Here is a 22,605-nt window from a genome sequence, read left to right as displayed (position 1 = left end):
TCGTGCCAAATGGAATCCACCTTTTGGAAATTAAGCATTGGTCTGGACGAAGCCGCCATCAAACGCATTGGCCTCGAGCACGCGGGCACAGCCGTTAACAACGTTATCGAGCGCCGTGGGGCTGACGTTGACCGAAACGCCGGTCTCATCGCGCAGGCGCACATCGAGACCGCGCAGCAGCGCGCCGCCACCGGTCAGCAAAATGCCATAGTACATAAGGTCCGAGGCAAGATCGGGAGGCGTAGCGTCGAGTGCGTCCTTGACGGCCTTGGCCATCTCGTCGAGCGGCTTGTTGAGTGCGCGACGAATCTCCTCGCTCTCGATGCGCACGGTCTTGGGCAGACCGGTGATCACGTCGCGGCCGTTGACCTCGACGTCGAGCTCATCCTTGAGCGGCACGGCGGAGCCGACCTTGATCTTGATGTCCTCTGCCGTACGCTCGCCGATGGCCAGGTTGTAGGCATCACGAACGTGCGTGAGGATGGCCTGATCGAACTCGTCGCCGGCAATACGGATGGACTGCGAGACGACGATGCCGCCCATAGCGATAACGGCAACCTCGGTGGTACCGCCACCGATGTCGATGACCATGGAGCCGGTGGGTTCCTCGACGGGCAGGTCGGCGCCGATGGCAGCCGCCATGGGCTCTTCGATCAGATAGGCCTGGCGGGCACCGGCCTGGATCGTGGCCTCAAAGACAGCGCGCTTCTCGACCGACGTGACACCGGAGGGAACGCAGACGACAACACGCGGACGCGGAGTCCACGGATAGCGCTTCTCGGACGCCTTGTCGATAAAGTAGCGAAGCATGGCCTCGGTAACATCGAAGTCGGCGATGACGCCGTCCTTCAGGGGACGAACGGCCACGATGTTGCCGGGCGTACGGCCGAGCATGCGCTTTGCCTCGATACCGACCGCCAGGATGCGCTCGTCGTTCTTGTCGATGGCGACTACAGAGGGCTCGCGAATGACGATGCCCTTCCCGCGCACGGAGACAAGCGTATTTGCGGTGCCGAGGTCGATGGCAAGATCGCCCGCATAGCTACCGAAGAACATATCCATCAAAGAAAACAACGCAACTCCTGATGTGTTGGATGATTGCTGGAAAACTACTAGCTCATCATACTAGCGCAAGCCCGACACCTCACTTGCGGTGAAGCGCCGGGCAAAGCTAAATCCCATAAGGTCACTACTGGTTGTCAGCAGCCGAGAAATCCATATCGAGCGAAGAAACGGCCCAGCCGATATGGTTATCGGAGCGCACGAATTTGACGGTGTACTCCTGCTCGCCGCCCTTGGACAGCGATGCCTTCACCTTGGCGGTCGTCTCGGTCATGGACTGATCCATGCCCTCGACGGACACGGTGGCACCCTGCGGAATCGAGGAGATGATCATCGACTTAGCGTCCTCGGACAGGCTCGAGGCCAGGCAAGACTCGGCCTTTGCGGTGTCACCGTCGCCGGCAGCCTGGAACAGATCGGTAACGACAGACTCCTGAGACGGGAAGCCAAAGCCGCGCGTGTAGGCAAAGCCCAGACCGCCCGCAGCGATCAAAATGAGCAGAAGCAGCACGATGAAGACTTTGAGGCCCGTGTGGCGATGGCGACGACGGACCTTGGCCTGCTTACGATCCTGACGGTCCTGCTGGACCATCTCGGACTCGGACAGCGTAAAGAAGCCGGTGTCCGAGGGATCGGGCATAAACTGACCGGTCGCACCCGTAGGATCGAGCGGATCGACGGCAGGAGCGTCCATCGCGGGCGCCGGAGCCGTGGCCATAGCCGTCTGGGCAGACAGCGCAGCAAGCGAATCCTGCACGCGAGCAAGCTCATCGGCCTGCTCGGAGGTGAGCTGGTAGATGCCATCGGCAGTAGCGGCGTTAAAGGCGTCGAGTGCGTCGGAGGGACGGCCGGCGGCAGAAAGCGCCTGACCCATGCCGGCGTTGAGCGCACGCGTGTCGTCGCGGGGGCCGGCAAAGTCGATAGCCGTGCGGTAGGTCTCCACGGCATCCGCCGGACGGCCGAGCTTAATGAAGCAACGACCGAGCTCGCCGAGTGCGGCGGCAGGAGCCGGATTGGCGCCGTCGATGGCAGCCTGACGGAAGGCGGTTCCCGCGTTGGCATAGTCGCCCGACTGGAACAGCGCATTGCCCAGGCCCAGATAGGCCTTGAACGGCGTGGCATAGGAAGCATCCTGCGTAGCAGCAGAAAACGCCTGGGCGGCCGTCGTGTAGTCGCCCACGGCGGCGAGCGCCTTGCCGCGGTTGGTGAGCAGCGCGCCGCGCTTGCCGTAGGTGCCGTCGTTGAGGGCGGCGGCATAGGCCTCGGCGGCCTCGGCATACATGCCCAGGTGCATCAAGGCGTTGCCACGAAGGTGATCGGCCTCGCCCATAATCTCATCGGGAGTTTTTGCCGCCCCAAGCATCTGGGCTGCAGCGGAAAAATCACCCGCGCGGTAAGCGGCGCGGCCCTGTTGGATCAGCTGGCTATTCAAGGAAGTCCCCTTTACTCGTGAACGATCTCGACATGAACGATCTCGTCGCCGGCACGCAGCTGCGAAATCACATCGAGACCCTCGACCGTGGTACCAAAGACGGTGTAACCGGAATCGAGGTTATGCTGGGCACCCAGGCAGAAGTAGAACTGCGAACCCGCGGAATCGGGGTCCATGGAGCGTGCCATGGCAAGGGCGCCATCGACATGGCTGTTGCGCGGATTGGTGGCAAACTCGCCCTTGATGCAGTAGCCGGGGCCACCGGTACCGGGCATGCCGTCGGGGCCCTCAAGACCGGCAGCGACGTCGGCGCCGGACATGTCGCGGGTATTGGGGTCCCCGCCCTGGATAACAAAACCGGGCACATAGCGATGGAACTTAAGGCCATCATAGAAGCCCATCGTGGAAAGCTCGCAGAAGTTCGCGACATGAATGGGAGCGCCTTCGCCGTCAAACTTGACCTTGATGGTACCCTTCGACGTCTCGATTACGGCGCACTCGTCGCCGACAAGCTGATACTCGGGCGTGTAGAGCTCTTTCTTAAAACCAAACATGTGGTTCCTTCCTCGTACGTTTAAAGCATATTTGTACGAATTGTAGCAATAAGCACGGGCTTACATCAATTGCGCACGTAGGTTATGCCGACTATGGCGAACTAATTTTAGGAACGCTGCTGCGGCTTCCAGGAACCCACATTGGCATCGTACTGGTTCAGCGCGCTATTGCCGCCCTGCGCGATGGGCGCCAGGATCTCGCTTTGGTGGGAACTCATCGACTCGCCATCGGGAATGGCCAGCGAGATATCCCAGCTCTGGCAAATCACGTCGACGCGCTCGTACATCCACTCGGCAAGCTGCTTTAGGTGCTCGATATCCTCCGCGTAGACGGTATCGTCTTGCACCTTAAGGCTGTTGAGCTCGTCTTGGGTCTTTTTGATCTGGTCGCGCAGGGCATAAGCGCTCTGCGACAGCTCCTGGCGGGTGGAAAGCGGTGTACGCAGATAGCCGTTGTTAAACGAATCGATGACCTCGCCGATCTGATCCTCGTCAGCATAGGACACGATGGTCTGATACAGACCGTCGAGCCTGGTATAGAGCTGATCATCGGTGAGCACGGTTTCTTCCTGGACCACCTCGGCAGAATCATCCTGCTTGGTATCGTCCTCAGTGGCCTCGCCCTTTTGGCGCGTGGGGAAGGTGGTTTGTGCAGCTTGGCCAAACTGGTCGTAGAAGCCGGGCATAACACCCATGGGATCGGCCGTCACGAACCAATAGGCACCACCGCAAACGACGGCAAGGACCGCGATGACAATAAGCGGCTTGGGAATATGACGCTTGTGCTTGTGATAGGCGTCCTCGTCGGGGTGCACCTTGCGCTTGGGTTTTTGAGCATCGTCATGCAGGGAAACGGGCATGGGAATATCGACCTTGGGGATACCGAAATCCTTATCGAAAGCCGGCAGCACGCAGGTCTCATTGGGGTCGGCGGCGTCTGAGAGCACTGCAGCGGCAGAGGTCGGCGCATGAGGCACCTCGGTGTCAATCTGCTCTTGCGTTAGGCGCGGAAAGCCCGCCGTGCGGCCCGCTGCCAGGTCGGATGCGGCCGCGTCCTCGGAGAGGATACCCGGAGCGGGGCGTCCGCATTTGGGGCACGTACGATCATGCGGAGAAAGACGGGCACCGCAGCCCTCACAGAACACGAACTCGGTGTGCTCCGGACCATCGCCCGGACCCACGTAGGCGTTGCAGTAGGGGCAGAACGAGGCGCCGTCCTCGATAGTCTTAAGGCAATGCGGGCAGATCACGGCATCCTCTTTTCGAAGCAATTCAAACAATCGAGGTTAGAGCATAACATCGCCACGGCCCCACAGGAGCAAGGCACCAATTCAACATCGGCAGGGTGCGTAGTTACTTCTTCTTTTTGCTTGGCATCGAGACTTTGATGCCTTGGGCGGACTTGGTCACGCGAGAGCGCTTGGTTCCGGTACCCTTCTTTTTCTTGGGCTGGGCCTGGGCCACGCCCTCGAGTGCGCGGGCCTCGGCCTCACGAACGGTGCGAGCTTCGCGGCGCTGCGCCATGTCGGCGGCGACACGCTTGGCAAAACGCTCCGCCGTCGAACCCGTCGAGCTCACCTTGCCGCCACCGCGACCCAGGCGGACACGCACACCGCGGCCAAAACCAGTTGCGGCATGACGACGACGCGGCTTGAGCGAATCCATCATCGTGGCGAGCTTAAAGAACACCGAGCAGGTAAAGACCACGATGACAGCCAAGATAACCATCTGACCCATCGTCAGGTTGGCAATAGACAGCAGCTCCGGGAATCCGATAACGCCCACCAAGATGCCGGCGACTACAAATACAAAGAGCACCACACGTAAGGGCGTGAGAGGCTGCGAGATACGCCAGATCAGGCTGACGCTCGCCGCGCACGACGTAAGCAAGCACATCGTAGACAGCGTGAGCTGGCTAAAGCCAAACACGCGCGCAACAAAGATATCGGGCGCCGCGGCCAAAATGACCGCAATCGACGCCGGCAGTGCCCGCTTGAGCACGTTCGTCAGGAACGACCCCTTCACGCGAGCATTGTTGGGCTCCAGGCCCAACACAAAGCCCGGCGCGCCGATGCAGAAGAAGTTAATGAGCGTCATCTGGATGGGCTCGAAGGGGTACGGCGGCAGCGCGATGCACAGCGCCGCCAGGCCCATCGAGAACAGCGTCTTAGACAGGAACAGCGAGGCCGAACGCTGCAGGTTGTTGATGGAGCGACGGCCCTCGGCCACCACGGCGGGCATCGAGGCAAAATCGTTGTCGACGAGCACGATCTCGGCCACGTTGCGCGCGGCATCGGAGCCGGCCGCCATGGCGACGGAGCAGTCGGCCTCCTTGAGCGCCAGCACGTCGTTGACGCCGTCGCCCGTCATGGCCACGGTGTGCTCACGTCGCTTGAGCGCCTGCACGAGCTCGCGCTTCTGCTGCGGGGTCACACGACCAAAGACATGGTAGCGGTCCACTGCGGCATCGAGCTTGGCCGGCGTATCGAGCGTCGTGGCGTCCACATAAGCGTCCGCCCCCGGCACGCCCACCACGCGCGCGATCGACGACACCGTGCGCGGATCGTCGCCACTGATCACGTTGAGCGTCACGCCCTGCTCGTTAAAGTAGCCGATGGTCTCGGCCGCCGAGGCACGAATCTCGTCGCGGATGGTCACAAAGCCCACGGGCTCGGCCTCGCCCACCATATCTCCATCGGGCGTAAAGCCGTCAACGCGCGCCACCACGAGCACGCGGCAGGTATCGGCAAGCTCGGCGACACAGTTCTCGACCAGCGAAAACACACGATCAGAGAGCACAAACTGCGCGGCGCCCATCACATAGGAGCCCTGTGCAAACGAAGCACCACTCCATTTTTTAGACGACGAGAATGGAATGACCGACAGCGGCTCAGACACCTCGACTGGGCGATCGGCGTAATAGTTGAGCAGCGCCTGGCAGGTCTCGTTGGCATCGGCCGAAGTCGCACGCGCGACGTTAGCCAGCGCAAAATCGAGCACCGTGGTATCGACGGGAACAGATGCCCCGTTCTCCCCCACGCCCAGGGCAACGCCCTCGACCGGTAGCGGATAGGTACCCTCGACCTCCATGCGGCCCGACGTGATGGTGCCCGTCTTGTCCAGGCACAGTACATCGACGCGAGCGAGCGTCTCGATGCAGTAGAGCTGCTGCGCCAGCACCTTGCGGCGGGCCAGGCGCACCGTGGCGATGGCGAGCACCGACGAGGTCAGCAGCACCAGGCCTTGCGGGATCATGCCCAGCAGGGCGCCCACTGTGGACAGCAGCGCCGACGAAGGCACATGACCAGCCAACAGCTCGGAGAAGCACCACGAAAGCGCGCTATCGCCCGGGGTTCCTGCGGCATCCCACAGCTCGCTCACACTCGAGGCAAACAACGCCAAACCGAGCGGGATCATGATGATGCTCGCAAAGCGCACGATGGCGTTCAGCGCGTTCATGATCTCGGAATTGACCTTTTTGACGTACTTGGCCTCGTTATTAATTTTGGCCACGTAGTTGTCGGCGCCGACATGGATCACGCGGGCGCGCAGCAAGCCCGAGTCGATAAAGCTGCCGCTCATGAGCTCGGAACCGGGCTGCTTCTTAATAAGGTCGCTCTCGCCCGTCAGCAGGCTCTCGTTCACGAGCGCCTCGCCCGAAACCACCACGGCGTCGGCGGGAATCTGGTCACCGCGCCCCAAGCGGATAATGTCGTCGAGCACGATCTGGTCCAGGTCGAGCTCCACCTCAGCGCCGTCGCGCACCGCGATGGCCTTCTTGGAGGTTAGCAGCGTAAGCTTATCGACCATCTTCTTGGAACGCATGGACTGAATGACGCCAATAGCGGTATTGAGGAACACCACGAACAGGAACGTCAGATTCTTAAACGAACCGGTCAAAATGACCAGGAAAGCCAAGATCACGTTGATCAAATTGAACAACGTGCAGAGGTTCTCAATGATGAGCTCTTTGACCGACTTGGTCTTGAGCTCCATGTTGCGGTTGATCTTACCGGCGGCGATGCGCTCCTCGACCTCGGCGGTCGAGAGTCCGCGCTCGATATCCGTTGCTGCCATACCACGTCCCATCACGTCGCGTCGGTATAAGAAAAACCGCCCGGACCATGCGAGGTTCGGACGGTCTCACGTTCGATGGTGCCCCATGTTGGATTCGAACCAACGGCCTTCTGCTCCGGAGGCAGACGCTCTAATCCTCTGAGCTAATAGGGCGAACGGTAGGCATTATACCCAAGTGCGCCACGGGCTATCAAAATAAAAGAAAAAGCTTTGCAATTCCGAGGAAGACGCGGCGCAACGGCCCACTTTAGAAGGCAAAAGCGAATCAGATAGTATAAACTCTCATGCACCATATATACACGGCTCGCGATGCGGGCCGTTTTTACAAGGGTTATCCATCGAGGTGAGAGGCACACCATGATTGCAATTTTAAAGCAGAGCGCCAGCGACGAGGCCGTCAGCCATATCGTCAGCTGGATTGAAAAAAAGGGCCTGAAGACCGACGTCTCGCGCGGCGAGAACGAGACGATCATCGGCCTGGTGGGCGATACGACCAAGATCGACCCGTTCCTGCTCGAGTCCATGGACGTCGTCGAGCGCGTGCAGCGCGTCTCCGAGCCGTTCAAGCGCGCCAACCGCAAGTTCCACCCCGAGGACTCCGTCATCGACTGCGGCCACGGCGTCAAGATCGGCGGCGATCAGTTCCAGGTCATCGCCGGCCCGTGCTCCGTCGAGGGCGAGAACCTCATCCGCATCGCCCGCCGCGTGAAGGCCGCCGGTGCCACGATGCTGCGCGGCGGTGCCTACAAGCCCCGCACTTCCCCGTACGCCTACCAGGGCATGGGCCCCGCCGGTCTGGACCTGCTGTGCGAGGCGTCTGCCGAGCTCGACATGCCGATCGTCACCGAGATCATGGACCCGCGCGACGTGCAGGTCTTCCTGGACAAGAAGATCGACGTCATGCAGATCGGCGCCCGCAACGCCCAGAACTTCCCTCTGCTCAAAGAGGTCGGCAAGACCAAGACTCCGATCTTGCTTAAGCGCGGCATGTCCGGCACGATCGATGAGCTGCTCATGGCCGCCGAGTACATCATGAGCGAGGGCAACGACAACGTCATCCTGTGCGAGCGCGGCATCCGCACCTTCGAGACCCGCACCCGCAACACATTCGACCTCAACGCCGTGCCGGTGCTGCACCACCTGTCGCACCTGCCCGTCGTCGCCGACCCCAGCCACGCCACCGGCTACACCCGCTACGTTGAGCCCATGGCGCTCGCGGCGACCGCCTGCGGCGCCAACGGCCTGGAGATCGAGGTCCACGACGACCCGAGCCACGCTTGGTCCGACGGCGCCCAGGCCCTCACGCCCGACCAGTTCGACGACACCATGCGCCGCATCCGCGCCATCCGCGAGGTCGTCTGCCAAGAACCCGTTCAGGAGTAGCCCATGGGTACGGTGAGAAACGCACGCGTTAACCAGGGTGGCCCCAAGTGCGCCGGCATCGTGGGCCTGGGCCTCATCGGCGGCAGCTTTGCCCGCGGCTATGCGCAGGCGGGCGTTCGCGTGCTGGCCTGGGACCCCGACGATGACGTGATGACGGCCGCCAGCATGGGCACCGTTGCCGGCGAGCTCAACGACGAGACGCTCGGCGAGTGCGACATCATCGTCCTTGCCTGCTATCCCGAGGCCTGCATCGAGTGGCTCGAAGCGCACGCTCAGGCACTCGCCGACGCCACCGACACCGAGGCCATCATGGGCCCCGTGGTGATCGACACCGTGGGCGTCAAGAACATCGTGTGCGAGCGCGCCTTTAAGCTTGCCCGCGAGCACGGTTTTTACTTTGTGGGCGCGCACCCCATGGCGGGCACGCAGTTCTCGGGCTACGCGCATTCCCGCTCCGACCTGTTCCAGGGCGCACCGCTCGTGCTTGTACCGCCCGCAGTGGACGACGCCCTTAAGCTGGAGCTTTTGGGCCAGGTGCGCGAGATGGTACGTCCCTTGGGCTTTGGCAAGTTCAGCGTAACGAGCGCCACCGAGCACGACCGCGTCATCGCCTTTACGAGCCAGCTCGCGCACGTCGTCTCCAACGCCTATGTTAAGAGCCCGACCGCTCAGGTCCACCACGGCTTTTCGGCCGGCAGCTACCGCGACCTCACCCGCGTGGCGCACCTCAACCCGCAAATGTGGTCAGAGCTCATGATCGATGACGCCGATGCGCTCGCCTTCGAGATCGACCATCTGATCGAATCGCTCGGCGCATACAGCCGCGCCCTTAAGGACCGCGACCAGCGCTATCTGGAGAATCTCCTTGCCGAGGGCGACCGCATTAAGCGCGCACTCGACGACGAGGCCTCCCACTAGACCACCTATCACGCCAGGTCGAAAGGACCGAAGCTTATGGCGATTACCATCGATATCGACACCGCACGCCCCTACCAGGTGCATGTTGGCACGTTTTTGCTGGAGCAGGCGGGGCCGCTCGTGCGCGCCACTGCCGGCGGCACCAAGGCCGTCATCGTGACGGACACCAACGTGGGCCCGCTCTACCAGATGCCCGTTAAGCAGAGCCTGGAGGCGTCAGGCTACGAGGTGAGCATCTGCACCTTCGAAGCCGGCGAGGCACACAAGCGCGCCGAGACCTACATCAGCATCCTGGAGTTTGTAGCCGAGCATGAGCTTTCGCGCTCCGATGTGATCGTGGCACTCGGCGGCGGCGTCGTGGGCGACGTGGCGGGCTTTGTGGCCGCCACCTACATGCGCGGCTGCAAGTTTGTGCAGATCCCCACGAGTCTGCTCGCCATGGTAGATTCGTCGGTGGGCGGCAAGACCGCCATCGACCTAGCCGCCGGCAAGAACCTGGCTGGCGCCTTTTGGCAGCCGAATGTGGTTATCGCCGACGTGGGGTGCCTGGCCACCCTTACGCCCGAGCAGTTCGCCGACGGCTGCGGCGAGGTCGTCAAGCACGCCGTGATCGCCGACCCAGAGCTCTTCGCCGAGCTGGAGAAGACCCCGCTCACGCTGGAGCTCCTCAACCGCAATGTGGCCCGCGTGGCACTCATCATCGCCCGTAATATCGATATCAAGCGCGCAGTGGTCGTCGCCGACGAGCGCGAAACCAACCAGCGCAAGCTTCTCAACTTTGGACACAGCGCCGGACACGCCGTCGAAGCCTGCGAGCACTTTGAGCTCGGACACGGCAACTGTGTGTCGATCGGCATGGGCATCATCACACGCGCCGCGGCCCTGCACGGCGCTTGCGATGCTGCACTGCCCGGTCGTATTGAGGAGCTCTGCGCCCGCCATGGCCTCAAGACCCGCTGCGACCTAGATGCCGATACCGTCTTTGCCGAGGCGCTCCACGACAAGAAGCGCGCGGGCGACACTATCGACCTGGTGATTCCGCACGGCATTGGCCGCTGCAGCATCGACCGCACACCGCTTTCCACTTTCCACGAACTCATTGCCGAGGGCCTCGGCCAGAAGGGAGACGCATCCGCATGCTAGCCCGCATCACCCCGTCCCCGCTCAAGGGCACCGTTCCCGCCATCGCGTCCAAGTCGATGGCACATCGCCTCATCATCTGCGCCGCACTTGCCAACGGCGAGACGCACGTCACCTGCAACACCACCTGCGCCGACATCGAGGCTACGGTGCGTTGCCTTACGGCCCTGGGTGCTCGCATCGAGACCGTCGAGGACGGCTTCCAGGTCCACCCCACCATGAAAAGTGTTGAGTTTGGCCTGCTCAAGGCCCTTGCCGGCGGCACGCTTGACTGCGGCGAGAGCGGCTCCACGCTCCGCTTTATGTTGCCCGTCGCCTGCGCTCTGGGGGCAGAGGCCACCTTTGTGGGTCAGGGTCGTCTGGGCGCCCGCCCGCTCTCCCCACTCTCGGACGAGATCATCGCCGCCGGCTGCGACCTACAGGGCCTGGGCGGTTTTCCGCTCAAGACGAGTGGACGCATGCGCCCGGGCACCTTTGTACTACCGGGCAACGTGAGCTCGCAGTATATCTCGGGCCTGCTGCTGGCAGCCCCGCTGCTGGCCCAGCCCTCCTGCGTGCAGGTAACCGGCCTCATCGAGAGCCGCCCCTACATCAACCTGACGATCCAGGCCATGAAGGCCTTTGGCGTCGAGGTCAACGTCGAGCGTATTCCGGCCAAGGATGGCCAGCCCGAGGTCACGAACTTCCGCGTGAGCAGCGGCTCGTACCGTACGCCCGGCAGCGTAGCCGTCGAGGGTGACTGGTCCAACGCTGCCTTTTGGCTGTGTGCCGGCGCCATCGGCACCGACCCCATCACAGTCGAAGGTGTATCCCTGAGCTCCGCGCAGGGCGACCGCAACGTGCTTGCCGCGCTTTCGCGCTTTGGCGCCCGCATCGTACGCTCCACCAACGCCGCCACCGTGCAGTCCGACAAGCTCGCCGGCTTTGAGATGAGCGCCCACGACATTCCCGACCTGGTGCCCGTCATCTCGGCCGTAGCCTCGCTGGCGCAGGGCCGCACCTTTATCCGCGATTGCGCCCGTCTGCGCATCAAGGAATCCGACCGCCTGGTCACGACCACCCGCGAGCTCACCGCGCTGGGCGCGCAGGTGCGCATTGCCGGCGATGACCTCATCATCAAGGGTGTCGATGCCTTCACCGGCGGCGAGGTCGATTCGCACAACGACCATCGCATCGCCATGATGGCCGCTATCGCCGCGAGCCGCGCCACCGGCGAGGTCGTGATCCACGGCGCCGAGGCCGTCAACAAGTCCTATCCCGATTTCTTCGACCACTACCGCCTGCTGGGCGGCAAGGTCACACTCGAGGAGGAATAGCATGTCCTCGACCTTTGGCAACGTCTTGCACTTAAGCATCTTCGGCCAGTCGCACTCCCCCGCCATCGGCTGCTCCCTCGATGGCGTCCCCGCCGGCATCGCCGTTGACCAAGAAGCGCTGCAGGCCTTTTTGAACCGTCGCGCCCCCGGTCGCGACGAGACCGCGACCAAACGCCGCGAGGCCGACGCCGCGCATATCATCGCCGGTGTGGTCGATGGACACACCACCGGCGCGCCCATCGCTGCGATTATCGAGAACACCAACACGCGCTCCAAGGATTACTCCGAGCTGCGTCGCAAGCCCCGTCCGGGACATGCGGACTTCCCTGCGCGCGTGAAGTATCACAACATGCACGATGTCGCTGGTGGCGGGCATTTCTCCGGCCGCCTAACGGCACCCCTGTGCATCGCCGGCGGCATTGCGCTGCAGGCACTCGAGGCCCGCGGCATTCAGGTCATGGCGCATGTGGCGCAGATCGGCGGTATCTCCGACCTGCCGATGGACGACATGGTCTATCGCAAGGCCGACCGCAAGGCGATCCTTACGAACGATCTGCCGTGCATTGACGCCGTCGCAGCCGGCCGCATGCGCGAGGAGATCCTAGCCGCGCACGACGAGCTTGACAGCATCGGCGGCATCGTGGAGTGCGGCATTTACGGGCTTCCCGCGGGCATCGGCGACCCCATGTTCGACGGCATCGAGAACCGCATCGCGCAAATCGCCTTTGGCATTCCCGCCGTAAAGGGCGTGGAGTTTGGCATGGGCTTTGCCGTGGCCGCCTTGCGCGGCAGCGAGAACAACGATCCGTATCGCATCGATGCCGAGACCGGCGAGATCGAGGTCGAGTCCAACAACGCCGGCGGCATCCTGGGCGGTATTTCGACCGGCGCGCCCGTCATGTGGCGCATGGCCGTAAAGCCGACGCCCTCCATTGGCCGCGAGCAGCAGACCGTAGACATGGACGCTATGGAAAATGCCGAGCTCTCGGTCCACGGCCGCCACGACCCCTGCATCGTCCCCCGAGCCGTCCCCGTAGCCGAGGCAGCCGCCGCCCTCGCCATCTGGGACGCCCTCCTCGAGGACGCCGCCCAGCGCTAACTACCCACCCCTCAACATCCCCCGACACGTGAAAGGGGTCTCCATGGACCTTGCTGACATTCGCCAGGCCATCGATGGCATCGACACCACGCTCCTCAACAGCTTTGTCGAGCGCATGGACATTGCCACCGAGGTCGCCAAGTCAAAAATCGAGATGGGCAAGGCCGTCTTCGACCCCGCCCGTGAGCGCTCCAAGCTCAACAACCTCGCCAGCCGCGCGCCCGAGCGCTACGAGGCGCAGACCATCACCCTGTTCCGTCTCCTCATGAGCATGAGCAAGGCCGAGCAGCAGCGCTATATCAACGAGCTCAAGGGCATCACGGTCTCGCAAAGGGCACACGCCACGGCCGAGGCCTTCGATACGCCCTTCCCCCAGACGGCCACCGTCGCCTGCCAGGGTGTTGAGGGCGCTTACAGTCAAATCGCCGCGTGCAAACTCTTCGACGTGCCCGACATCGCGTTCTTCGAGACCTTCGAGGGCGTCATGCGCGCCGTGCGCGACGGCTTCTGCGAGTTTGGCGTGCTGCCCATCGAGAACTCCACCGCCGGCTCGGTTAACGCCGTCTACGACCTGCTCGCCCAGTTCGACTTCCATATCGTGCGCTCGCTGCGTCTCAAGATCGACCACAATCTGCTCGTCAAACCCGGCACCAAGCTCGCCGACGTGCACGAGGTCTATAGCCACGGTCAGGCCATCGCGCAGTGCGCTAGCTTTATCGAGGCGCACGGCCTGCACGCCACCAAGTACCCCAACACCGCCATGTCGGCCGAGATGGTCGCCAGCTCCGAGCGCACCGATGTTGCCGCCATCGCATCGCGCAGCTGCGCGGCACTCTATGGTCTGGAGGTGCTGGAGCCCAACATCCAGGACTCGGACAACAACTACACGCGCTTTGTCGTCATCAGCCGCGAGCCACGCGTCTACCCCGGTGCCAACCGCACCTCGCTTATGATTACCACGGCCAACGAGCCGGGCGCGCTCTATCGCGTACTCGAGCGTTTCTACGCGCTCAATATCAACCTCATCAAGCTCGAGAGCCGTCCCATCCCCGGGCATGACTTTGAGTTTATGTTCTACTTTGACCTGGACTGCCCCTTTGGTAGCAAGGCCCTCGACGACTTGCTCGACTCCATCGATGACGTGTGCGAGAGCTTCACCTACTTTGGCAGCTACACGGAGGTGCTCTAGATGGCCGATACCGCCGCAACCCGCCCCTACGGCGTGCTGGGCCGCGTGCTGGGCCACAGCTACACCCCGACCATCTACAAGGAGCTCGCGGGGCTAGAGTACGTACGATTTGAGCGCGAGCCCGAGGACCTCCAGGCTTTTATGACGGGTGACGAATGGGAGGGCACCAACGTGACCATCCCCTACAAGCGCGCCGTCATGGAATACCTGGACGAGCTGAGTCCACTCGCCGAGCGTATGGGAAACGTCAACACCATCACGCGCCTGCCCGACGGCCGCCTGCGCGGCGACAACACCGACTACTTCGGCTTTCAGTGCCTAGTCGAGGAGCTGGGCGTTGAGGTCGCCGGCAAGAAGGCCCTCGTGCTCGGTGCCACCGGTGGCGCCGGCACCACTGCCAGCATGGTGCTCGGCGACCTGGGCGCCATCGTCGTGCCGGTCGGCCGCACGAGCGAAGTCAACTACGACAACATCGCGCAGCAGTCCGACGCCGCCCTGCTCGTCAACTGCACGCCCGCCGGCATGTTCCCCCACTGCCCCGACGCCCCCTGCACGCTCGAAGGGCTCGATGCGCTCGAAGGCGTTATCGACATTGTCTACAACCCTGCCCGTACGGGCCTGATGCTCGAGGCCGAGCGCCGCGACATCCCCTGCATCGGCGGCCTGCTCATGCTCGTGGCCCAGGCGGCGCAAGCCGTTGAGCGCTATACCGGCCAGGTCACCCCGCGTGAGCGCATCCTGGACGTAACGGAGCGCTTGTCACGCCGCGAACAGAACATCGCGCTGATCGGCATGCCGGGCTCGGGCAAGACCCGCGTGGGTGAGCAGATTGCCCTGCTCACGGGGCGAGAGCACATCGACCTGGACCGCGCCCTCGAGGAACGCCTGGGCATGCCCTGCGCCGACTATATCGTCGAGCGCGGCGAGGCGGCCTTCCGCGAGCAGGAGACGGCGGCGCTGGCCGGCATCTCCAAGCACAGCGGCCTGGTGCTTTCCACGGGCGGCGGCGTGGTCACGCGCGACGAGAACTACCCGCTACTGCACCAGAACAGCCAGATCGTGATGCTCAACCGTAAGCTCGACGAACTCGCCCACAAGGGTCGCCCCATCACCGCCCGCGATGGCATCGACAAGCTGGCCGAGCAGCGCATGCCGCGCTACCGCGCCTGGGCCGACTACATCATCGACTCGCGCGATTGCGCCGCCAACACCGCCCAAGCCCTCCTCGACACCCTCCCACCCGCTCTCTAACCAAAACCACCACAAAGGGGACAGGCACCTTTGTGGTGGTTTTCCAATCGCAAAGGAAGCATCCATGAAAGCACTCGTCATCAACGGCCCCAACCTCAACATGCTCGGCATTCGCGAGCCGGGCATCTATGGCAGCGACAACTACGACCGCTTAGTGCAGATCTGCCAGGAAGCGGGCGCCGCACAGGGCTTCGACGAGGTCGAGGTCTTTCAATCCAACCACGAGGGCAGCATCGTCGACAAGATCCAGGAGGCCTACGGCAAGGTCGACGGCATCGTCATCAATCCGGCGGCCTACACGCACACGAGCGTGGCGATCCTCGATGCCCTCAAGGCCGTCGCCATCCCTGCCGTCGAGGTACACATCAGCGCCGTCGAGACGCGCGAGGACTTCCGCCAGATGAGCTATGCACGCCTAGCCTGCTTCGCCACCATCACCGGCGAAGGCCTCCAAGGCTACGCCCACGCGTTGGAGCTGCTGAAAGAATGTCTAGCCTAGGAAAAAGCAAACAAAGCGACAGGATCGAGCGCATCGGTCTTCTGTCCGCCAAGGTAACATCCATAAGAAAAACGCGCGTCCGCAGCACACATTCTGTGGACGCGCGTTTTTCTCGTTCGAACCCCATCAAGCGTAAACTGACAACATAACAACTTTACAAACATCTATTTAGTATTAATATGGTAGGTATCCTATACGTTCCGGTATCTGAAAGGAACAAAGATGCCTCCAAAGACGATCCAAGTTGGCGAAAATCTGGCATACCAAATCAAAACAAGGAGAGCAGAACTGGGTCTTAGCATAGAAGAAGCAGCTTTCAGAGCCGGTATCGGGGCAAAAACATGGGGTAAGTATGAGAGCGGCCAATCCATTCGAAGCGACAAGGCAACAGCTGTATGCAAAGTCCTGAAATGGAAAAACTTCCCCGATGATTCTGCAGCAGAGACTGTTAATGAGGACACAACAAAGGAATCGCTGGCAATCGATTCGTCTCATGCCGCCTGGTCCCAATTCTTAAAAGACGAATACGGTTATAAAGGTGCAGCGTCCTTCGCCTTTGGCACCGATATTCTGCTTGACTATATTAATCAAGATCTTGAGGACCTTTCTCATCTTCCAAAAGGGACTCATGTTGGACAACTCCCCGATAGCTGGATAATTGACTTACTTCCATCTCAATACCTGATGAAGTACGACTATGACTTTCTGTTCAGGTTGCGAGCAGATCTGATTAGATATCGCCTGAGAGCAAAACACGGACATGACTTAATGGCTCACACCGTTGCACAAGAACTACTTGTAAGGCTGATTCGAGACGCGTCATTCGAACTCGTTTCCGACTGGGAATCCGATGAGACCGATCTCGATGCAAACGGCTATCCAAGAGATTTAGGTTGGGATCAATGGCCCGAAGATATCTGCGGGGACGATGATTTCAGATTCCTCATTGACGACGACAAATGGACGGAAAAAAATGATTCCTACTCATTCGAAAACTGGTTCGAACCCCAGTTTTATCTAAGTTAACCAGGTGGAAAAGTACGCGATCAGACGTAAAATCAAGCAATCTAGTCAAAGCCCAGCACGAATTCGCGCCTCGAAACCCTTTCAAAATAGCGAGAGGCGGCTCTCAAAAAGACCGCCTCCCGCTGTTATTACGCCCTCTTAATCACGAATGCCAATCCAATATCGCAGGCACAGCGTACGATTGACGCGAAGAGCCACGATGCCGGCAGCGTCATAAGCAGCGGCATCGTCTGCCAAGGAATAAACCAATCGACCGCGTGGATTGCAAAGATGGCAAGACTGGCCTGTCCGCAGAACACGAGCGATCGCTCAAAGGATCCCAAAACCGGCACGTCTTTCAACTTCTCCAGCGCCATGGAAACCCAGCACACGCAGTAGCTGCCGGCAAGAGCGGCAACTGTCGCAACCACAAACCCGTCCACGCGGCGACTCGAAAGCTCAAGCCCACTCAGCGCGGCAAGGACAAACCAAGCGACACCGGCTCCAATAAACAGCAGGAGCTTGCTCACGCTCGGCTCCAGCCCCCTTTGGCGCGCCGTATAGCCAACCCACATCAGCAGCACAATATAGCAGCTCAGATCCAAATCGAGTGGCAGGTAAACACCAAAAAAGCGAGACACGCTCAAACCGCAAAAGGCAATCGCGGCACAGACAACGCCCTGCCAAACAACCCCAATCCCGCGGCGATCAAACAGCCGCACGAGCACATTAAACAGTAGGCGCGACGTAAACAGCGCCGCCAAAAACCATGCCATGCCAACGGCGGTAACGCCAAGCCCAGGCACATCAACGCCCGAGGCAAACACAAGCGTCTTAAGCCCCGCAACCAGCGTACCGCTCGTCAAAGGAGCGCCGCTCATCAAGAACGTCGGAACCTGCCACGCCAGTGCAAGAACCAGATACGGCACCAGCAGGCGCGGCACCGAACCACTCAGCAGCTCGCGCCACGGCTTCGGCCTAAACGTATACCCGGCAAGAATAAAGAACACCGGCATGTGAAACGAGAAGATCGCGTGCCGCAAGGGAGAAGGATTTGGGACGGTGTGCCCCACAATGACCAGAATAATTGCAATCCCCTTTGCAATATCGATCCAGTCGAGCCTTTTGCTTCCCATGACGAACCCTTCAAAACCACAGCACACAAGATGAAAAAAGCCCAGACCTCCAAGCGGTCCGGGCTTAATAAACGATGGTGCTCCATGGCGGATTCGAACCGTCGACCTTGGGATTAGAAGTCCCCTGCTCTATCCAACTGAGCTAATGGAGCATATAACCGCACGCCCAAGCAAGCGCAAGCCTGTCAGGCGCAAGTAATTATAACCTAGTTGAACTGCTCGCGGTACGCCTTGCAGACCTCATCGACCGGGCCGTCCATGCGAAGGTCACCCTTCTCAATCCAAACGGCACGCTGGCAGATGCGTTCAACCTGCTCCATGGAGTGCGAAACGAACAGAACCGTCACGTCGCCGCTCTGGATAAAGTGCCGGATGCGGGCCTCGCACTTCTGCTGGAAGAACACATCACCGACGGACAGCGTCTCGTCAACGATCAGAATATCGGGCTCGGTAATCGTCGCGATTGCAAAGGCAATACGCGCAACCATGCCCGAGGAGAAGTTCTTGAGCGGCATGTCGACAAAGTTCTGAAGCTCAGCGAACTCGATAATGCCGTCAAAGTTGGCGTCGATGAACTCCTTGGTATAGCCGAGCAGGGCGCCGTTCAGATAGATGTTCTCGCGGGCGGTCAGCTCGGGATCAAAGCCGGCACCAAGCTCAATCAGCGGCGCGATGTTACCGTGCACCTTAACGCTGCCCTCGCTTGGCTCAAGCACGCCAGCGATAATCTTGAGCATCGTAGACTTACCGGAACCATTGGTGCCGACCAGACCCACGACCTCGCCACGATGAATATCGAACGAGATGTGCTTAAGCGCCCTAAACTCCTCAAAGAACAGCTCGTGCTTGGCAAGCTTAATGAAGTACTCCTTGAGGTTGGTCAGCGACTCGGACGCCATGTTAAAGATCATGGTGACGTCGTCGACCTCGACAGCCAGAGGCTGCTCGCTGTAATCAATAGCAGATTCAGTCATGAACAGCACTCCTTAGATGTAGAGAATAAACTTGTGCTCAGTCTTATGGAACACGGCATAGCCAATGGCAAGGGCGACAACGGCCCAAGCAACGCACAGACCAAACGTAAGCGTGGAGGGCACGGTATTGAACAGAAAGATATCGCGCATGAACTGCAGATAGTTGTACATGGGATTCACAACAACCAGCACCTGAATCCAGTGGGCCATCTGACTAATGTAGTCCGTGGTCCAGAAGATGGGCGTCAGGTACATCCATGCAGTGATAACGACAGTCCACAGGTGCATGACGTCACGGAAAAACACAGCAAGCGCAGAAAGCATCATGCCTAAACCCATGCAAAAGCACATGAGCAGGATCAGGCAAACCGGCAGCAAGACTAAATGCCAGGTAGGAAGAACATGGAACCACAGCATAACCAAGGCGACGGCAACCAGCGAGAAGCCAAAGTTAACGAGCGAGAACAGTATCTTCTGAACCGGGAACACCCAGCGGTGCACCTTCACCTTTTTAAGCAGGGACGATGCAGCAACAATCGACATGAGTGCCTGGTTAGTAGACTCCGACATAACCGAGAACGTAATGTTACCCACAATCAGGTACAGCGGGTACATCTCAGGGGTAATGGAACCATTGCGGCTCTGTCCGAAAATCGTCGAGAAAACAATAGACATCACGATCATCATCAGCAGCGGATTGAGCACCGACCACGCGACCCCCAGCACGCTGCGGCGATACTTGATCTTAAAATCCTTGGTAACCAGCTGACGAAGGATAAACGCGTCCTTCTCAAATTCGTTCTTAGCAAACGTCGCAGGCAGACTGCGAGTTTCTTGTTGCTTTGTCTGATCCGACACGGATGCAACTCCTTTACTCGTAATCGTTGACAAACGAACAGTATAGACCCGACATGCAATCAAAAGATTCGCGCAACAAAACTGGAGAACTAACCCACATCTCAGGAAGTCAGCGCCAAACGGCTATACTTTCTAAAATTGAATTTCAAAGGAGCATAGAGTGAATTCTAAATCCATTGCCATTATTATTCCCTGTTACAACGAAGCCCTCACGATCGGCAAGGTCGTCGACGACTTTCGCCGCGAGCTTCCGAAGGCGACAATCTATGTATACGACAACAACTCGTCGGACGATACTTCCCGCATCGCAGCCGAACATGGCGCAACGGTGCATTTTGAACCGCGTCAGGGAAAAGGCAATGTCTGCCGCCAGATGTTCCGCGATATCGATGCCGATTGTTACCTGATGGTTGACGGAGACGACACCTACCCCGCCGAGGCGGCCAAAGCCCTCTGCGAGCCCATCCTCAACGGCACGGCCGATATGACCGTAGGCGACCGCCTTTCCAACGGCACCTACGCCGAGGAAAACAAGCGCGCCTTCCACGGCTTTGGCAACAATCTGGTCCGCGCCATGATCAAGTGGATCTATGGCTACAGCTTCGATGACGTCATGACCGGCTACCGCGCCATGAGCCGCCCGTTCGTTAAAACCTTCCCCGTGCTTTCCGAGGGCTTCCAGATCGAAACCGAGCTCTCGATCCACGCCGTCGACCACCGCTGGCGCATCAAAGATGTGCCCATCGAGTACCGCGACCGTCCGGAAGGTTCCGAGTCCAAGCTCAATACCGTGAGCGACGGCATTAAAGTCGTTGCGATGATCGGCACGCTGTTCAAGGACTACCGCCCGCTGAAGTTCTTCAGCCTCGTCGCGCTTCTGTTTGCGGTGATCGGCCTCGCCCTGGGCATGCCCATCGTTGTCGAGTATTTCCAGACCGGCCTCGTTCCGCGCTTCCCCACCGCCATGCTCGCCGCGTCGTTTATGTTCCTGTGCGGCCTGAGCCTTGCAACCGGATTCATTCTCGATTCCGTGGCAAAGGTCGAAAAAAAGCAGTGGGAGATCAACGTGTACAGCAAATACGCTTACGACGACCAGCCCGGCAAGTCCGCCACCAAGACAAGCGAGAGGTAGATCTTCCGCAAAAAACTATTAGCACCACTGCGCATATAGCCACCAACAAGAAAAGCCGCCGTTAACAAGCGGCGGCTTTTACTCTCGAAAAGTTGATAGCGTCTAGAGCGTCTTGAGGTACTCCCCCAGCGCCTCCTCCCAGTCGGGCATGTGGAAGCCGACCGACTCGAGCCTGGACAGGTCGAGCGCGGAGTGGACCGGACGCGGGGCGACGGGACCGGCGGCGCCGGTGTAGTAGTCGGCGGTCGATACCGGCACGACCTTCTCCCCGTTGCCGTTGGCGGCCTCGAAGACGGCGCGGGCGATATCGGCCCAGCTCTTCACGGCACCGGAGCCGGTGCAGTCGTAGGTGCCGTAGGGGGCCTTCGTCTCGAGCACATGGAAGATGGCCGCAGCCATGTCGCGCGTGAAGGTCAGGCGGCCCAGTTGGTCGTCCACGACCGTGACCTGCGTGAGCTTGTCCTCGGGGTCGGCGACGCGGTCGGAGAGCCCCTTCATGGTCTTGACGAAGTTGTGGCCCTCGCCGATGACCCAGGAGCTGCGCATGATGTAGTGGCGCGGGCAGCCGGCCACGGCGATGTCGCCGGCGGCCTTGGTCTGGCCGTAGACGGACAGCGGGCTGAGGGGCTCGTCCTCGGTGTGGACCTCGGCCGTGCCGTCGAAGACGTAGTCGGAGGAAACGTGGACCAGTGTGATGCCGTGCTCGGCGCAGGTGCGGGCGAGCAGCGCGGGCCCCGTCGCGTTGGCCTTCCAGGCGGTCACGCGGCCCTCGGGGGTCTCGGCTTTATCCACGGCGGTGTAGGCGCCGCAGTTGATGACGGTGCCGTAGAGCGACCAGTCGTACTGCGAGTAGGCCTCCGGGTCGGACATGTCGAAGGTGTCGATGTCGCAGAAGTCGAAGTCCTTCGCCACGCTGCGCTCCTCGGCGAGCGCGCGCACCGCACGGCCCAGCTGGCCGTTGCAGCCGGTGACGAGGGTGCGCCTGGGAGCCATCGGGACGACGTCCTTGAGCATCGGGTGGTTGAGGTCCGCCTCGGAAACGGTCGCCTCCGAAAGCGGGATCGGCCACTCGATGGCGAGCTCCGGGTCGGCGAGGTTCACGAAGGTGTAGGTCCTCTTGAGCCCCAGCGACCAGTGGGCGTCCACCAGGTAGGTGTAGGCGGTGCCGTCCTCCAGGGCCTGGAAGGAGTTGCCCACGCCGCGCGGGACGTAGATGGCCTTCGACGGGTCGAGCGTGCAGGTGAATACCTTGCCGTACGTGGCGCTGCCCTCGCGCAGGTCGACCCAGGCTCCGAAGACGCTTCCGCGGGCCACGGAGATGAACTTGTCCCAGGGCTCGGCGTGGATGCCGCGGGTGACGCCCCTCTTCTCGTTGTAGGAGACGTTGTTCTGGACGACGCGGAGGTCCGGGATGCCGAGCGCGCACATCTTGGCGCGCTGCCAGTTCTCCTTGAACCAGCCGCGCGAGTCGCCGTGGACGGCGAGGTCGACGACCTTGAGGCCCTCGATGCCGGTCTCGGCGACGGAGAGGTCCTTCTCGAATGCGATGTCTGCCATGTGGGAAAAGCTCCTATCGAAGA

General features: G+C 60.9%; 19 protein-coding genes and 2 tRNA genes. 10 read left to right on the top strand and 11 right to left on the bottom strand.

Going from position 1 to position 22,605, the window contains the following annotated elements; genetic code table 11:
- Positions 1 to 30 precede the first annotated feature (30 nt).
- The 6 genes from AAAV21_RS05725 to AAAV21_RS05700 all read right to left on the bottom strand — a co-directional run bounded on the left by AAAV21_RS05725 (position 31) and on the right by AAAV21_RS05700 (position 7,278).
- Positions 31 to 1,062 (bottom strand): rod shape-determining protein, encoded by a 1,032-nt coding sequence (locus AAAV21_RS05725; RefSeq protein ID WP_006236061.1) that lies wholly within the window; start codon positions 1,060 to 1,062, stop codon positions 31 to 33.
- A gap of 127 nt (positions 1,063 to 1,189) precedes the next feature.
- Complete coding sequence (locus AAAV21_RS05720) at positions 1,190 to 2,494, bottom strand: tetratricopeptide repeat protein (protein WP_233503136.1); 1,305 nt, start codon at positions 2,492 to 2,494, stop codon at positions 1,190 to 1,192.
- An 11-nt stretch (positions 2,495 to 2,505) separates the two neighbouring features.
- Positions 2,506 to 3,048: a peptidylprolyl isomerase gene (locus AAAV21_RS05715; RefSeq protein ID WP_055249980.1), complete on the bottom strand. Its 543-nt coding sequence runs from the start codon at positions 3,046 to 3,048 to the stop codon at positions 2,506 to 2,508.
- A 107-nt stretch (positions 3,049 to 3,155) separates the two neighbouring features.
- Entirely contained in the window at positions 3,156 to 4,298 is a 1,143-nt protein-coding gene (locus AAAV21_RS05710; protein WP_349108093.1) for a zinc ribbon domain-containing protein, read from the bottom strand.
- 103 nt (positions 4,299 to 4,401) lie between these two features.
- On the bottom strand, positions 4,402 to 7,125 hold the full coding sequence (locus AAAV21_RS05705) for an HAD-IC family P-type ATPase (RefSeq protein ID WP_349108091.1): 2,724 nt from the start codon (positions 7,123 to 7,125) through the stop codon (positions 4,402 to 4,404).
- A 76-nt stretch (positions 7,126 to 7,201) separates the two neighbouring features.
- Positions 7,202 to 7,278, bottom strand: a tRNA-Arg gene (locus AAAV21_RS05700).
- Positions 7,279 to 7,482: 204 nt separating this feature from the next.
- On the opposite strand from AAAV21_RS05700, the gene aroF reads away from it, so the two are divergent.
- The 9 genes from aroF to AAAV21_RS05655 all read left to right on the top strand — a co-directional run bounded on the left by aroF (position 7,483) and on the right by AAAV21_RS05655 (position 16,946).
- Positions 7,483 to 8,508, top strand: coding sequence for a 3-deoxy-7-phosphoheptulonate synthase (gene aroF, locus AAAV21_RS05695; protein ID WP_195404115.1), 1,026 nt, complete (start codon positions 7,483 to 7,485; stop codon positions 8,506 to 8,508).
- A gap of 3 nt (positions 8,509 to 8,511) precedes the next feature.
- Positions 8,512 to 9,426 carry a prephenate dehydrogenase/arogenate dehydrogenase family protein gene (locus AAAV21_RS05690; protein WP_271743404.1) on the top strand — a complete coding sequence of 305 codons (915 nt, stop codon included), beginning with the start codon at positions 8,512 to 8,514 and terminating at the stop codon, positions 9,424 to 9,426.
- Between the two features lie 36 nt (positions 9,427 to 9,462).
- On the top strand, positions 9,463 to 10,569 hold the full coding sequence (gene aroB / locus AAAV21_RS05685) for a 3-dehydroquinate synthase (protein ID WP_349108089.1): 1,107 nt from the start codon (positions 9,463 to 9,465) through the stop codon (positions 10,567 to 10,569).
- Positions 10,563 to 11,882 carry a 3-phosphoshikimate 1-carboxyvinyltransferase gene (gene aroA / locus AAAV21_RS05680; RefSeq protein WP_118256532.1) on the top strand — a complete coding sequence of 440 codons (1,320 nt, stop codon included), beginning with the start codon at positions 10,563 to 10,565 and terminating at the stop codon, positions 11,880 to 11,882. The genes aroB and aroA overlap by 7 nt, the downstream gene beginning before the upstream one ends.
- A gap of 1 nt (position 11,883) precedes the next feature.
- A complete protein-coding gene (gene aroC / locus AAAV21_RS05675) occupies positions 11,884 to 12,981 on the top strand; it encodes a chorismate synthase (RefSeq protein WP_349108088.1) in 1,098 nt (365 codons plus the stop codon).
- A 43-nt stretch (positions 12,982 to 13,024) separates the two neighbouring features.
- On the top strand, positions 13,025 to 14,170 hold the full coding sequence (gene pheA, locus AAAV21_RS05670) for a prephenate dehydratase (RefSeq protein WP_349108087.1): 1,146 nt from the start codon (positions 13,025 to 13,027) through the stop codon (positions 14,168 to 14,170).
- Positions 14,171 to 15,421, top strand: coding sequence for a shikimate kinase (locus AAAV21_RS05665; RefSeq protein WP_349108085.1), 1,251 nt, complete (start codon positions 14,171 to 14,173; stop codon positions 15,419 to 15,421). It begins immediately after the preceding gene.
- A gap of 64 nt (positions 15,422 to 15,485) precedes the next feature.
- Positions 15,486 to 15,920, top strand: coding sequence for a type II 3-dehydroquinate dehydratase (gene aroQ / locus AAAV21_RS05660; protein ID WP_349108083.1), 435 nt, complete (start codon positions 15,486 to 15,488; stop codon positions 15,918 to 15,920).
- Between the two features lie 222 nt (positions 15,921 to 16,142).
- Positions 16,143 to 16,946 carry a helix-turn-helix domain-containing protein gene (locus AAAV21_RS05655; RefSeq protein WP_349108081.1) on the top strand — a complete coding sequence of 268 codons (804 nt, stop codon included), beginning with the start codon at positions 16,143 to 16,145 and terminating at the stop codon, positions 16,944 to 16,946.
- Between the two features lie 128 nt (positions 16,947 to 17,074).
- Here AAAV21_RS05655 and AAAV21_RS05650 read toward each other — a convergent pair whose 3' ends face one another.
- From AAAV21_RS05650 to AAAV21_RS05635, 4 genes are all read right to left on the bottom strand, one after another.
- Positions 17,075 to 18,061 carry an acyltransferase gene (locus tag AAAV21_RS05650; protein WP_349108079.1) on the bottom strand — a complete coding sequence of 329 codons (987 nt, stop codon included), beginning with the start codon at positions 18,059 to 18,061 and terminating at the stop codon, positions 17,075 to 17,077.
- 75 nt (positions 18,062 to 18,136) lie between these two features.
- A tRNA-Arg gene (locus AAAV21_RS05645) sits at positions 18,137 to 18,213 on the bottom strand.
- Between the two features lie 54 nt (positions 18,214 to 18,267).
- Positions 18,268 to 19,035, bottom strand: coding sequence for an ABC transporter ATP-binding protein (locus tag AAAV21_RS05640; RefSeq protein ID WP_349108078.1), 768 nt, complete (start codon positions 19,033 to 19,035; stop codon positions 18,268 to 18,270).
- Positions 19,036 to 19,047: 12 nt separating this feature from the next.
- On the bottom strand, positions 19,048 to 19,893 hold the full coding sequence (locus tag AAAV21_RS05635; protein WP_349108077.1) for an ABC transporter permease: 846 nt from the start codon (positions 19,891 to 19,893) through the stop codon (positions 19,048 to 19,050).
- A gap of 160 nt (positions 19,894 to 20,053) precedes the next feature.
- On the opposite strand from AAAV21_RS05635, the gene AAAV21_RS05630 reads away from it, so the two are divergent.
- Complete coding sequence (locus AAAV21_RS05630) at positions 20,054 to 21,025, top strand: glycosyltransferase family 2 protein (protein ID WP_349108075.1); 972 nt, start codon at positions 20,054 to 20,056, stop codon at positions 21,023 to 21,025.
- A gap of 102 nt (positions 21,026 to 21,127) precedes the next feature.
- Here the strand turns inward: AAAV21_RS05630 and AAAV21_RS05625 are convergent, their stop codons facing one another.
- The gene (locus AAAV21_RS05625; protein ID WP_349108072.1) at positions 21,128 to 22,582 is read right to left on the bottom strand and encodes a sugar nucleotide-binding protein; all 1,455 of its coding nucleotides are present in this window, start codon (positions 22,580 to 22,582) and stop codon (positions 21,128 to 21,130) included.
- Positions 22,583 to 22,605: the final 23 nt, after the last annotated feature.

This window comes from Collinsella sp. CLA-AA-H302 (genome assembly GCF_040093305.1).
Classification (GTDB): Bacteria; Actinomycetota; Coriobacteriia; order Coriobacteriales; family Coriobacteriaceae; genus Collinsella.
This window is presented reverse-complemented; position numbering and strand designations above follow the sequence as displayed.